We start from the raw sequence: 12,649 nt of genomic DNA, 5'->3' as shown, positions 1-12,649 counted from the left end.
CCGGAAAAGTAATTTGTGTGTGAAGAGAAAACAGCAGAAGTTAATTAACTTCTCATGGATAAAAAAGAGTTATATAGGTTTAACGTCCCATACCCCCACTCCCGGCTGGGATATTCGATGGAATTTCGGCGGTCAGCCCCGCGGATCAGAAACGCCTTGGCAATCGAGGTGTTGATCCGCGGGGCTGATGGCGTATAGGCAGACCAGGAGAGCAGGATCGCGGCGGCTCCGGCGGTCATGGCGGCGGCAAATGAGGTTCCGGTTACCTCCTGATAATCGGGAAGCAGGAGCCGGACGCCGGGGGCGGCAAGGTCGGGCTTGATAGTTCTGGTGCGGGTAAAACCGCGGCTGGAATGCAGATAGATCCCGCCCGTCTGGTGGCTGTAGGCGGCGGTGGTGATGATGGCTGCTGTATTGCCCGGATCGGTGATGGTTGTGTCCGGATCCGGGCGCAGAAAGAAGGTTTCATCCGAGATAAAGCCGTGCACCGGCAGCCACATATGGTATTCACCCTGAATCGAGAGCGTGTGGTAGACGCGGATTTTCCAGATTCCGGCGGCGGGGGCATCAAAGCGCATCAGGATCAGTTCGCTTCCGGTCGCCAGCTCGGAGCTGGTATAGTTGAGGTGAATGGTCGTTCCTTCCAGAAGAAAGGGAATCCGGCGTTCTTCGTCGCCGGAGAGCCGGATGCGTCCCGTTTCGTCGCCGGAGGGGGATAAAAATCCGACACTGTAAAGCTCCGATTCACGCGCCCACAGTTCCAGCGTAAATCCCCGTTCGCCGGGACCGACCCGCAGTTCCACATCCTCATAGGAGGTGGAAGCAGGAAATACACTGCGAAAATGGTGCCCGCGCCCGGTTTCATTGCCTCCGGCGGCGACCAGAATCTGCCCGCTGGCGCGCGACAGGCTGTTCAGATATAGACCAAGCGGCGAAGTGCCGCTGTGGCTTCCGGTATTGGTGCCAAGACCCAGCAGGATCACAAGGGGCTTTTTCTCCTGCCTGGCAATATAAAGAAGAAACTTGATTCCGAGCATGATGTCGTCCTCCTGAAAGGCGATGGCATCCTCGCGGATCAGAAAAAAATCGCGAAGATAGGTTCTGGCTGGTTTCAAGCGGACAACGACCAGTTCCGATTCCGGCGCCGCCCCGGAGAAAAAAGCATCGGCATCTTCGGAACCGGCGGCGACCAGCGCCATCTGCGTGCCGTGGCGGAGAGGATCCGAGGTGGGGACGATGGAATGCGGATCTTCCGAGCGCAGCGCCTCGTTGATGTGGGAACGCTGGTAGACACTTCCGTAGTGCAGCGCATCGATCGGATCTGGCGTGCTAAGCCCCGCGCCCGGAACCGTCTGATCCCAGATGGCGGCGATGCGCGTGCTTCCATTCGGATCGCGTAACAAGGGATTTGTATAATCGATCCCCGTATCCACAATCCCAATCAGCGTCCCGCGCCCCTTGTTTCCCAGGAATGGCTGTTCTGCGGTCCGGGAAATTCCTGCGCTGTCCAGGCTGGATGTATCTAATATGGTATAAAGATTCGGGATCGAGTCATAGCCATACTGCTGGACTGAGAGCGGCAGCGCCTCCGCCAGAGACCGGTGCCAGATCACATACTCATGATTGACAAAATCATAGCAGCCGGAATCATTTTCCAAAATCTGGTTATAGGTAAAAGGAAAAAAACGTTCGATAAAATCGGCGGTTTGGTTGTCTGGAAGAGAAGAGCAATTCATAGCGTTTTCCATAGAGATTTTTTAGAATTTAAGATAAGATATGCGGTAAAATACGAAAGCTTCCCTATACTCTGTCGGAAAAACTTGTTATAATAAATATAAGTTAGATAATGACATTTATATGAGGAGGTGCCCTTATGAAAAAATACCTGTATATGATAGCTGCCCTGTTCGGCATCGATTATTTCTGCAAGGAAAACATAGAAGCCCAGAAACCGGAAGATTTTCCGCGCGACATGGAAAAAAGCCATGGAAAGATCCGCCTGTACCGCAATCACAACGACGGTTTCTGTTTTGGGGTAAAAAAAGAAAAGAAAGAACTGGTCCGCATGGTGCCGGTTGTCTTTACCTCGGCGGCAGCGGGCATTCTGACATGGTTACTGTGCCGGGACGAAGGCAGAAAAGCCGATCGGATCGGTTTTGCCCTCATCACGGCGGGTGGTTTAAGCAACCTATATGACCGCCTCAAACGCGGTTATGTGGTAGATTATTTCAGCATCCGGTGTAAATACCTGGAAAAGGTCGTCTTTAATCTGGGAGACTTTTTTATCTTCGCAGGAAGCGCCCTGATCGCAGCCTTTGATCTGCTGGGAGCCGTCCGTGATCTTAGTTCTCCGGCAGAGGATCACATAAAAGCGCTCCGACTGCCGTGGCAAAAGACGGATGAGGCGGAATGATATAGTCGATTCCAAAGACATCGTGCATCTGATTGAAAATGTCAAAGGTCTTTGCAGCAGGTGCAAGGCTGGCGAGAGAACCAGTCAGGACGACATTCCGGGTGGTGTCCTGGCTGAGCGCCAGGGACGCCATCACACCCACATTTTCATAAATCATATTGAAAAGAGCGGCAGCCAGGTCAGCATCCGAGGCGCCGCTTTTGATTCGCCCAAAATTGGCAGCGGTTAAGTCGGCGGCAAGTCCCGGGACATCTTCCTCCTGCACGTCGGCGATGCGGAGATCTGCCATGGCCTTATTGCCGCGCAGCGCCATCTCTGAGAGGGCAAAAATGTCGGTGACGCCGAGAAAGCGCTCCGCCATGCCGGCAAGTGTCCCACCGCCGACACCGCTTCCGCCCAGATGACAGAAGCCGTTTGTCTTGGAAGCGCGGATAAAGGCAGAGCCGGTTCCAAGGCTGACCACCAGCGCTTCGTCAAGCCCGGACAGGTATAAGCCGCCGCGCCCGATGGCATCCAGCTCCAGGGCATGGATGGTCGGGATACCGAAGATATTTTCATGGAAATACGTCGAACCGAGCCCGGTCAGGACGATTTTTTCAACATCGTCAAACGAAGCGCCCTGCTGATCCAGGAAACGCCCGAGAACACCGTAAGCCGAGGTGCGCGGGTCATCCGCGTGAACCTGAAGCGTACCAAGCAGAGCGCCATGCTCATCCAGTGCCGCCGCCTTGGTGCTGGAACTGCCGATGTCGATTCCGAGGGATAAATTCATTTGCTTATCTCCTTTATGATATAAAAATAGGATATGGCTGCCAGGGCAGTCGTTCCGTATCTTTTATGACTGTAAGAATTGGATTGTTTTTATAAACATTATAGGGTAAAGTAAAATAAAGTGCAATGGAAGAATGTGGTCCGAATGTTCTTAAAATGATATTTCAAATGGATAACATAAAGATTTATATGTCACGCCCAAGCTTTGTTGAGATTCTGGCTGAGACTGAAATATGCTTTAATGATAAGGAAATAGTGACCGGAAATACGGGATATCAGGCATGGTGGAGCAGAGAGTATGAGGTCCATGTTTAATAAGGAGTTCTTTAAGTGTTCCCAGTTTATGCACATTAACAGATGTACTTTTTCCCTCGTTATTAATATAGCTTTTTGCAATATAAAAAGACTCCGAATTTTTTTGACACAAAAAAAGCAGGTTCTATGCGGCCTGCAAGGTATTTTTCTATTATTCAACTGTCAAACTCCCGGAGATGGCAGAAGTATGGAAATGCAGGTCTGTCTTTATTGACAGAACCTATGAAATACGGTAGAATCAACCTTAAAAAAGAGTAATCCCCTACATGGGGAGATAGGAGTTGAGTTTTTTGAGTTCTGGTGATGGGATACAGCTATTGATTTTGGTACTGCTGCTTTTGATGTCGGCTTTCTTTTCTTCTACGGAGACGGCGCTGACGACGGTCAACAAGATCCGGGTGCGGACGCTGGCGGAGAATGGCGATAAGCAGGCAGAGTATGTATTAAAGATCATAGAGGATCCGAGCAAAATGCTGAGTGCGATTCTGATCGGCAACAATGTGGTAAACCTGTATGCGTCTTCTCTTGCGACGGTTCTTGCCACCCACATCTGGGGCAACAAGATCGTAGGGATTGCGACGGGCATTCTGACGCTTTTGATCCTGATTTTCGGCGAGATCACGCCGAAGACGGTTGCAACGATACAGGCTGAGCGGATTGCATTTCGGTTCGCCAAAATCATTTATTATATCATGACGGTGCTGACACCGGTCATTTTTGTGGTCAACCAGCTCTCGTTTTTAGTGTTGAAGCTGCTTCGCGTGGATGTGAAGGCAAAGGGCGAGTCCATCACGGAGGATGAGCTGCGGACGATCGTGGAGGTCAGCCACGAAGAGGGCGTCATCGAGTCCGAAGAGAAGAAGATGATCAACAATGTGTTTGATTTCGGGGACGCCGTGGCGCGCGATGTCATGCTTCCTAAGGTCAACATGACGTTTGTGGACGTGGATGCGACGTATGACGAGCTGATGGAGGTATTCCGCAGTGAGAAATACACGCGTTACCCGGTCTATGAGGAGACGACGGACAATGTCATCGGTGTTCTGAACATCAAGGATATTTTCTTAAAAGGCGGGGAAGAGGGCTTTTCTGTCCGGAAATATCTGCGGAAACCTCTCTATACATATGAGTTTAAGAAGGTTGCTGAGCTGATGCGCGAGATGCGGAAAGCAGCGATCAGCATCGTGATCGTGCTCGACGAGTACGGTTCGACGGTCGGTCTTATCACGCTGGAAGATATGCTGGAGGAGATTGTCGGAGATATCCGGGACGAGTACGATGGAGACGAGGAAAAATCCATTCAGCGCATCGCCCCGCGGGAATACATGGTAGATGGTTCGGTCAAACTCGACGATCTGGATGAACGCCTGAATTTGGAGCTCCAGTCAGACGAATATGATTCCATCGGCGGACTGGTGATCGGACTTTTGAACCATCTTCCACAGGAAAAAGAAGAGGTTGTAGTGGAAAACGTCCGCCTCGTCGTTGAATGTGTGGATAAGAACCGGATCGATAAGATTCATCTGTACCTGTTAAGCCCGTCGGAGGCGGCGTTAGCTAAACATACCGCCGATGGTGCCGCTTCCGGCGCAGAGGGCGAAGGAAAGCAGCAGGGATGAGGCAGTCCCCTTGAGGGACTGTCGGATCGCAAAAGACAGGGCTAGAAAAATAAGAAAATAAAGGGCGCCGGCGCAGAATCCCCAGAGGAACCGGCGCCTTTTTGCTTTTTTCCCGGCGCTAAGCCCCGCCAGGAAGCAGGCGAGAATGTAGATGCCGCGCACTCCTAGCGTGATTTCCTTTTCACCCCACTGAAAACGGTACATCCCAAACGCGAGCAGAAGCAGAAAGACAGCAGTTGCCGCGTAGGAGAAGAGAGAAGAACGGAGCAGAATCTGGATAGCTGATTTTTCCATGATAAAATACCTGTGTGCATTCTTTTTCTATTCATATGAACAAAGAAGGACAAATATGCCTGCAGAATGAAACACTGTTACAAACAAGCGTTACTGTTCACGCATACGTGCCCAGTAACGGAATTTGCCGTGGCTTCGCATCTCAATACGGCAAATTCCTGCTGCCACCACGTTTTCTTACGGCACTTTCGGTTCCAAAAGTGCCTACTCGTGAACAGTTCCAAAAAAGCCGGAATCTGTGAGAAACACGGTAAATTGAAATGCTTGCACAAGCGGGCAACATATGATATAATCTGTAGGACTTTATATACTAAAAAAATGAAGGAGGACATAGAGATGAAACACGTAAAGACACTGAGCGCAAGCACACTGAAGAACAGCATGAAGAAAGGCGGCTGCGGCGAGTGCCAGACATCCTGCCAGTCTGCATGTAAGACATCCTGTACTGTAGGTAACCAGAGCTGCGAGAACCAGAACCGCTAATTGGCAGTACAAAACAAATGAGGCGTTTTCTGATAAATCAGAGCTTTTCATGAGTGGGAGAGCTGGAGTCTGAGAAAACGCAGAGTTGACACAGGGAGGCAGACAAGACGGAGCGCGGTCCGAGGAGAGGACTGCATATGTTCCGGGTTGTCTGCCTGCCTATGTCTTATAGAAGGAGAAAGACAGTGATTCATCAGTATATAAATAATGGATATTATATCGTACTGGATGTCAACAGTGGCTCCGTCCATTCGGTCGATCCGCTTCTGTACGATGTGATTTCCTTTTTATCGGAGCGGATTCCGGACAGCGAGAAGCCGTTTCAGATTGCCCAGTCCCTGAAAGACGAGACGGCGGCAGCATTAAAAGAGAAATACAGCCAGGAAGAGATCAGAGAGGCGTTTGAGGACATTCAGGAGCTCATCGATCAGGAAGAACTCTTTACTGCTGACATTTACAAAAACTTCGTTATGGATTTCAAGAAGCGCCAGACGGTTGTCAAGGCACTCTGCCTGCATATCGCGCATGACTGCAACCTTGCCTGTCAGTACTGCTTTGCAGAAGAGGGCGAGTATCATGGACGCAGAGCGCTGATGACCTTTGAGGTCGGCAAGAAAGCGCTGGATTTCCTGATTGCCAATTCTGGAAAACGCCGGAACCTGGAAGTCGATTTCTTCGGCGGCGAGCCGCTGATGAACTGGCAGGTGGTTAAACAGTTAGTCGAGTACGGACGTTCCCAGGAAGAGGCGCACAACAAGAAATTCCGTTTCACACTGACCACCAACGGTGTTCTGTTAAATGATGAAATTATGGAATTCTGCAACCGCGAGATGGCGAATGTCGTGCTCAGTCTGGATGGACGAAAAGAGGTCAACGACAAGATGCGCCCATTCCGCAACGGGACCGGAAGCTACGACCTGATCGTGCCGAAGTTCCAGAAATTTGCAGAGAAGCGCGGAGACCGCGATTATTTCGTGCGTGGTACCTTCACACACAACAACCTGGATTTTGGCAAAGATGTTCTGCATTTTGCCGATCTTGGATTCAAGAAAATGTCGGTTGAGCCGGTCGTAGCACCGGATGAAGAGCCCTACGCGATCAAAGAGGCGGATCTTCCGCAGATTCTCGAGGAATATGACCGTCTGGCAGCAGAGTATGTCAAGAGACACAAAGAGGGACGCGGCTTCACGTTCTTCCACTTTATGCTTGATCTGACACAGGGACCGTGCGTGGCAAAACGTCTGTCCGGATGCGGTTCAGGAACTGAGTATCTGGCAGTTACCCCGTGGGGCGACCTCTATCCGTGCCATCAGTTTGTAGGAAACGAAGATTTCCTGCTCGGCAACGTGGATACGGGCGTGACCAACACGGCAGTCCGCGACGAGTTCAAGCTCTGCAATGTCTATGCGAAAGACAAATGTCGGGATTGTTTTGCCAGATTTTACTGCAGCGGCGGCTGTGCGGCCAATTCCTACAATTTCCACGGTTCCATCACGGATGCGTATGATATCGGGTGTGAGATGCAGAAAAAACGTATCGAGTGCGCGATCATGATAAAAGCTGCTCTTGCAGACGGCTCTGACGAGTAGAGAACAAGGAGAGAGAGGAATGAAGAACAAAAAAGGAAAAAGCTTCCTGGGGATGCTGCTCCTTCTGATTGCCATCGGCGTATTCGGCTATTTCGGCTATTCGACGATGAATCAGATCAAGCTGGGTCTTGACCTGGCTGGCGGTGTCAGCATTACCTATCAGGCGAAAGAAGAAAATCCGTCTTCCGAGGATATGGCGGATACGATTTACAAGCTCCAGCAGCGTGTACAGAATTACAGTACCGAGGCGGAGGTTTACCAGGAGGGTAATAACCGTATCAACGTAGATATTCCGGGTGTATCGGATGCCAACTCGATTCTGGAAGAGTTAGGAAAACCGGGTTCCCTGATTTTCATGGACTCTGAAGGAAATCAGATCCTCGATGGTAAACAGGTTGCCAGCGCGAAAGCCGGCATGACCGAGGATAAGGCGACCGGTTCCAAGGCGTATATCGTTTCCCTGACCTTTACCGAGGAAGGTAAACAGGCATTTGCTGAGGCGACCACGAATGGCGTCGGAAAACCAATTTATATCATTTATGATAACCAGATTATTTCTGCTCCGACCGTCCGTGAGGCGATCACAGGTGGACAGTGCCAGATCGACGGCATGGCGGATTATGAAGAGGCAAATAATCTTGCGTCCACGATCCGTATCGGTTCCCTGTCCCTGGAGCTGGAAGAGCTGCGTTCCAACGTAGTTGGCGCGAAGCTGGGCCAGGAGGCGATCTCCACCAGCTTAAAGGCAGGTCTGATCGGATTTGCCATTGTCATTGTATTTATGATTGCCGTATATCTGCTTCCGGGTCTGGCTGCATCTCTGGCTCTGTGCCTGTATGTCGGTCTGATCCTGATCCTGTTAGTTGCATTTGAGGTGACTCTGACGCTTCCGGGCGTGGCTGGTATCATCCTGTCGATTGGTATGGCGGTGGATGCGAACGTTATCATTTTCACCCGTATCAAAGAGGAGATCGGTCTGGGAACATCCGTCAAGAATGCGATCAAGGCAGGTTTCGCCAAGGCACTTTCCGCGATCATCGACGGAAACGTAACCACCCTGATTGCGGCAGCGGTTCTGTTCTGGAGAGGTTCCGGTACCGTCAAGGGCTTTGCGGCGACGCTGGCAATCGGTATCGTGCTTTCTATGTTCACGGCGCTGTTTGTAACCAAATTTGCCCTGAACTGCTTCTATGAGATGGGCTTTGAGGATGCGAAATTCTACGGATGCCGCAAGGATATGAAGACGCGTCCGTTCCTGAAATTCCGCAAGCTTTACTTTGCTCTGTCGCTCGTGATCATTCTGGCAGGCGTCGGTAGCATGGTTCACAATCAGTCTTCGATGGGTGTGCCGCTCAACTACAGCATGGAGTTCAGAGGCGGTACTTCTACAAACGTTACCTTTAACGAGGATATGTCTCTGGAAGATATTTCCTCCCAGGTGGTTCCGGTGGTAGAAAAGATTACCGGCGAAGCTGGCACACAGACCCAGAAGGTAGCCGGAAGCAACGAGGTTATCATCAAGACACGTACCCTGAACATGGACGAGCGCGAAGAGTTAAACCAGGCGCTGGCGGATCAGTTTGGTGTGGATAAAGAGAAGATCACAGCCGATAGTATCTCCGGTGCAGTCAGCCAGGAGATGAAGCGCGATGCGATTGTGGCGGTTACGATTGCGACGATCTGCATGTTGATCTACATCTGGTTCCGTTTCAGCAACATCACGTTCGCGGCAGGCGCGGTTCTTGCCCTGATGCACGATGTACTGGTTGTCTTGACCTGCTATGCGATGCTGCGCTGGTCGGTTGGTTCGACGTTCATCGCCTGCATGCTGACGATTGTCGGTTACTCAATCAACGCGACGATCGTTATCTTCGACCGTATCCGTGAGAATATGAAGCTTCTGGGCAATAAAGAGTCCGCTGAGACGATCGTCAACACCAGTATCAGCCAGACCCTGACGCGAAGCATCAACACGACGCTGACGACCTTCGTCATGGTCCTGATTCTTTACATCCTGGGTGTATCTTCCATCCGTGAGTTTGCTCTTCCGCTGATGGTAGGTCTGATCTGCGGTACGTATTCGTCCGTATGCCTGTCCGGCTCTGTCTGGTATGTGCTGAATAAAAAGCGCATGGAGAAGAATGCCAAACCGGCTGGCAAGAAGGCAAAGGCAGAGAAGTAAAAAGTATAGGAAAAAAGATGGAATACAAGATTTTATACAAAGATGGCCGCGCAAAACGCGCGGAAATGAAAACGGTCCACGGAACCATCCAGACGCCTGTTTTCATGAATGTCGGCACGGTGGCGGCGATCAAGGGCGCGGTTTCGACCGATGATCTCCGCACGATCGGCACGCAGGTGGAACTTTCCAATACCTACCACCTCCATGTCCGTACCGGCGACAAGCTGATCCGACAGTTTGGCGGTCTGCACAAATTTATGAACTGGGATCGCCCGATCCTCACGGATTCCGGCGGATTTCAGGTGTTTTCCCTGGCGGGACTGCGGAAGATTAAAGAAGAGGGCGTTTATTTTAACTCCCACATCGATGGTCACAAGATTTTCATGGGACCGGAGGAAAGTATGCAGATTCAGTCCAACTTAGGTTCGACGATCGCGATGGCATTTGATGAGTGCCCGCCGAGTCTTGCCGATCGGGACTATGTACAGAAATCAGTGGAGCGCACGACGCGCTGGCTGGCGCGCTGCAAGGATGAGATGGCACGCCTCAATGCACTGCCGGATACGGTCAACCGGGAACAGCTCCTGTTTGGTATCAATCAGGGTGCGATTTACGAGGATATCCGTATCGAACACGCGAAGGAAATCAGCAAAATGAACCTCGATGGCTATGCGGTCGGAGGTCTGGCAGTTGGCGAGAGCCATGAGGAAATGTATCGGATTCTGGATGCAGTCGTTCCGCACCTGCCGGAGGACAAGCCGACTTATCTTATGGGCGTCGGCACACCGGCAAACATCCTGGAAGCGGTAGACCGGGGCGTCGATTTCTTTGACTGTGTGTACCCGTCCCGGAATGGACGCCACAGCCATGTATACACGAACCATGGCAAATTAAATCTCCTGAACAGCAAATATGAGCTGGATCCGCGCCCAATCGAGGAAGGCTGCGGCTGCCCGGCATGCCGTTCTTACTCCCGCGCATATATCCGCCACCTGTTTAAGGCGAAGGAAATGCTGGGGATGAGATTATGCGTCTTGCATAATTTGTATTTTTATAATAAAATGATGGAAGAGATTCGCGACGCGATCGAACATCACTGTTATGCTGAGTATAAAGCAAAGAAACTTGCAGGCATGATGGGTGAATCGAACTAAAGGAGGAAATATACCACATGAGCAGCACAAGCGGAATGATCGTTTACCTTGTATTTATTATTGCCATCTTCTATTTTATGGCAATCCGTCCACAGTCCAAGGAAAAGAAAAAACAGGCAGAACTGATGGCAACCGTAGCAGTAGGCGACAGCGTTCTGACATCCAGCGGCTTCTACGGCGTGATTATCGATATGACCGATGATACTGTAATCGTAGAGTTTGGAAGCAACAAGAACTGCCGCATCCCGATGCGTAAGGATGCAATCGTTCAGGTTGAGAAACCGGAAGTCTAAGAAGAACGGTAAGAAAGTGAGAGGATCGCAGCTCCCGATGGGGGCGGCGGTCCTTTTTTGTGTAACAGGAAATTCCTTGGAATTCCCTATTACACAAAAAGGCACTAACGTGCCAATGATGCACACTCGCGCGAAGCAGAAACATGTCGCAAGCGACCGCGCTCGGCGCGAGAATGTGCCAAGGCACATTCTTTTTTATTTTGCAGATAACCCCAGGTTATAGAATAAATTCCAAATTGCTATATGGGGAATACCCGTTTTCCTTTGTCAGAAGATTGCAAAATAGGACGGAATCCGATATGATAAAAAGTAACCGTTTGAAACAAGGGAGGTATTTTATTATGAATTGCAATATTACTGTGATTCCGGGCGACGGAATCGGACCGGAGATTGTGAGAGAGGCATGCGGCGTACTGGACAAGGTAGGCGCCGTCTACGGTCATACATTTAATTATACAAAAATCCTGATGGGCGGCTGCTCCATCGACGAGTACGGCGTACCGCTGACCGATGAGGCACTGGAGACCGCGAAAAAGAGTGATTCCGTCCTGCTCGGTGCAGTCGGCGGCAACGTGGGAAATTCCCGCTGGTACGATGTAGCTCCGAACCTGCGTCCGGAGGCCGGTCTTCTTGCCATCCGTAAAGGTCTGGGACTGTTCGCGAATATCCGCCCGGCATACCTCTACAAAGAGCTGGCAGATGCCTGCCCGTTAAAGAAAGAGATCATCGGCGACGGCTTCGATATGGTTATCATGCGTGAGCTGACCGGCGGTCTGTACTTCGGCGACCGTTACACGAAGGAGATTGATGGCGTGACGACCGCGGTAGATACCCTGACCTACAATGAAAATGAGATCCGCCGGATCGCAATCAAGGCATTCGATATCGCGATGAAGCGCCGCAAGAGCGTTATTAGCGTCGATAAGGCAAACGTACTGGATTCCTCCCGCCTGTGGAGAAAGGTAGTCGAGGAAGTTGCTAAAGATTATCCGGAAGTTACCCTGACCCATATGCTGGTTGATAACTGCGCGATGCAGCTTGTCATGAATCCGGGACAGTTCGACGTGATCCTGACTGAGAACATGTTTGGCGATATCCTTTCTGACGAGGCAAGCATGATTACCGGCTCCATCGGTATGCTGTCTTCGGCCAGCTTAAACGAGGGCAAATTTGGTCTCTACGAGCCGAGCCACGGTTCCGCACCGGACATCGCGGGCAAGGACATCGCAAACCCGATTGCAACTATTCTTTCCGCAGCGATGATGCTCCGCTATTCCTTTGATCTGGACAAGGAAGCAAAATCCGTCGAGGACGCCGTACAGCAGGTACTGACCGAGGGCTACCGTACCGTGGATATCATGGCGGATGGCTGCAAGCAGGTTGGAACCGTTGAGATGGGCAGGCTGATCTGTGAGAGAATCTGTGAGAGAATTAAATAGAAAGATTGCAAAAATTCCATAAATGCGATAAAATCAAAGATAAACGTAAAAACCGCCCCTGTCACCAGGGGCGGAGGTCGTCGAAAGAGATAGAAGG

Annotated in this window: 11 protein-coding genes; 8 read left to right on the top strand and 3 right to left on the bottom strand. The window is 50.9% G+C overall.

The genetic code is table 11. The features are described from left to right. Positions 1-44 precede the first annotated feature (44 nt). Positions 45-1,736 (bottom strand): S8 family peptidase, encoded by a 1,692-nt coding sequence (locus DWZ76_RS13165; RefSeq protein WP_118472946.1) that lies wholly within the window; start codon positions 1,734-1,736, stop codon positions 45-47. A gap of 137 nt (positions 1,737-1,873) precedes the next feature. Here DWZ76_RS13165 and DWZ76_RS13160 point away from each other — a divergent pair, with 137 nt between their 5' ends. Then, the gene (locus tag DWZ76_RS13160) at positions 1,874-2,413 is read left to right on the top strand and encodes a signal peptidase II (RefSeq protein WP_118472945.1); all 540 of its coding nucleotides are present in this window, start codon (positions 1,874-1,876) and stop codon (positions 2,411-2,413) included. Here DWZ76_RS13160 and DWZ76_RS13155 read toward each other — a convergent pair. Continuing rightward, positions 2,343-3,185: a BadF/BadG/BcrA/BcrD ATPase family protein gene (locus DWZ76_RS13155; protein ID WP_118472944.1), complete on the bottom strand. Its 843-nt coding sequence runs from the start codon at positions 3,183-3,185 to the stop codon at positions 2,343-2,345. The genes DWZ76_RS13160 and DWZ76_RS13155 overlap by 71 nt on opposite strands. Positions 3,186-3,789: 604 nt before the next feature. On the opposite strand from DWZ76_RS13155, the gene DWZ76_RS13145 reads away from it, so the two are divergent. Beyond that, the gene (locus DWZ76_RS13145) at positions 3,790-5,118 is read left to right on the top strand and encodes a hemolysin family protein (protein ID WP_118472942.1); all 1,329 of its coding nucleotides are present in this window, start codon (positions 3,790-3,792) and stop codon (positions 5,116-5,118) included. Here DWZ76_RS13145 and DWZ76_RS13140 read toward each other — a convergent pair. Further along, on the bottom strand, positions 5,053-5,412 hold the full coding sequence (locus DWZ76_RS13140) for a TIGR04086 family membrane protein (protein ID WP_118472941.1): 360 nt from the start codon (positions 5,410-5,412) through the stop codon (positions 5,053-5,055). The genes DWZ76_RS13145 and DWZ76_RS13140 overlap by 66 nt on opposite strands. A 336-nt stretch (positions 5,413-5,748) precedes the next feature. On the opposite strand from DWZ76_RS13140, the gene scfA reads away from it, so the two are divergent. The 6 genes from scfA to leuB all read left to right on the top strand — a co-directional run bounded on the left by scfA (position 5,749) and on the right by leuB (position 12,552). Beyond that, the gene (gene scfA, locus DWZ76_RS13135) at positions 5,749-5,895 is read left to right on the top strand and encodes a six-cysteine ranthipeptide SCIFF (RefSeq protein WP_022359867.1); all 147 of its coding nucleotides are present in this window, start codon (positions 5,749-5,751) and stop codon (positions 5,893-5,895) included. 185 nt (positions 5,896-6,080) lie between these two features. Continuing rightward, positions 6,081-7,484, top strand: a complete 1,404-nt coding sequence (scfB, locus tag DWZ76_RS13130; protein WP_118472961.1) for a thioether cross-link-forming SCIFF peptide maturase — start codon at positions 6,081-6,083, stop codon at positions 7,482-7,484. 19 nt (positions 7,485-7,503) lie between these two features. After that, positions 7,504-9,666, top strand: a complete 2,163-nt coding sequence (gene secD, locus DWZ76_RS13125; protein ID WP_118472940.1) for a protein translocase subunit SecD — start codon at positions 7,504-7,506, stop codon at positions 9,664-9,666. Between the two features lie 17 nt (positions 9,667-9,683). Then, the gene (gene tgt, locus DWZ76_RS13120; RefSeq protein WP_022359869.1) at positions 9,684-10,820 is read left to right on the top strand and encodes a tRNA guanosine(34) transglycosylase Tgt; all 1,137 of its coding nucleotides are present in this window, start codon (positions 9,684-9,686) and stop codon (positions 10,818-10,820) included. 17 nt (positions 10,821-10,837) lie between these two features. Next, positions 10,838-11,113 (top strand): preprotein translocase subunit YajC, encoded by a 276-nt coding sequence (yajC, locus tag DWZ76_RS13115; RefSeq protein WP_022359870.1) that lies wholly within the window; start codon positions 10,838-10,840, stop codon positions 11,111-11,113. Between the two features lie 341 nt (positions 11,114-11,454). Then, complete coding sequence (gene leuB / locus DWZ76_RS13110) at positions 11,455-12,552, top strand: 3-isopropylmalate dehydrogenase (RefSeq protein ID WP_118472939.1); 1,098 nt, start codon at positions 11,455-11,457, stop codon at positions 12,550-12,552. Positions 12,553-12,649: the final 97 nt, after the last annotated feature.

Origin of the sequence: Clostridium sp. AF35-15 (assembly GCF_003477745.1) — a bacterium.
Taxonomy (GTDB): domain Bacteria; phylum Bacillota; class Clostridia; order Lachnospirales; family Lachnospiraceae; genus Otoolea; species Otoolea fessa.
This window is presented reverse-complemented; position numbering and strand designations above follow the sequence as displayed.

Excerpts from the sequence above, each read along its gene's own strand:
- DWZ76_RS13165 (WP_118472946.1), bottom strand. The coding sequence starts at position 1,736 with ATGAATTGCTCTTCTCTTCCAGACAACCAAACCGCCGATTTTATCGAA.
- DWZ76_RS13160 (WP_118472945.1), top strand. The coding sequence starts at position 1,874 with ATGAAAAAATACCTGTATATGATAGCTGCCCTGTTCGGCATCGATTAT.
- DWZ76_RS13155 (WP_118472944.1), bottom strand. The coding sequence starts at position 3,185 with ATGAATTTATCCCTCGGAATCGACATCGGCAGTTCCAGCACCAAGGCG.
- DWZ76_RS13140 (WP_118472941.1), bottom strand. The coding sequence starts at position 5,412 with ATGGAAAAATCAGCTATCCAGATTCTGCTCCGTTCTTCTCTCTTCTCC.
- scfA (WP_022359867.1), top strand. The coding sequence starts at position 5,749 with ATGAAACACGTAAAGACACTGAGCGCAAGCACACTGAAGAACAGCATG.
- secD (WP_118472940.1), top strand. The coding sequence starts at position 7,504 with ATGAAGAACAAAAAAGGAAAAAGCTTCCTGGGGATGCTGCTCCTTCTG.
- tgt (WP_022359869.1), top strand. The coding sequence starts at position 9,684 with ATGGAATACAAGATTTTATACAAAGATGGCCGCGCAAAACGCGCGGAA.
- yajC (WP_022359870.1), top strand. The coding sequence starts at position 10,838 with ATGAGCAGCACAAGCGGAATGATCGTTTACCTTGTATTTATTATTGCC.
- leuB (WP_118472939.1), top strand. The coding sequence starts at position 11,455 with ATGAATTGCAATATTACTGTGATTCCGGGCGACGGAATCGGACCGGAG.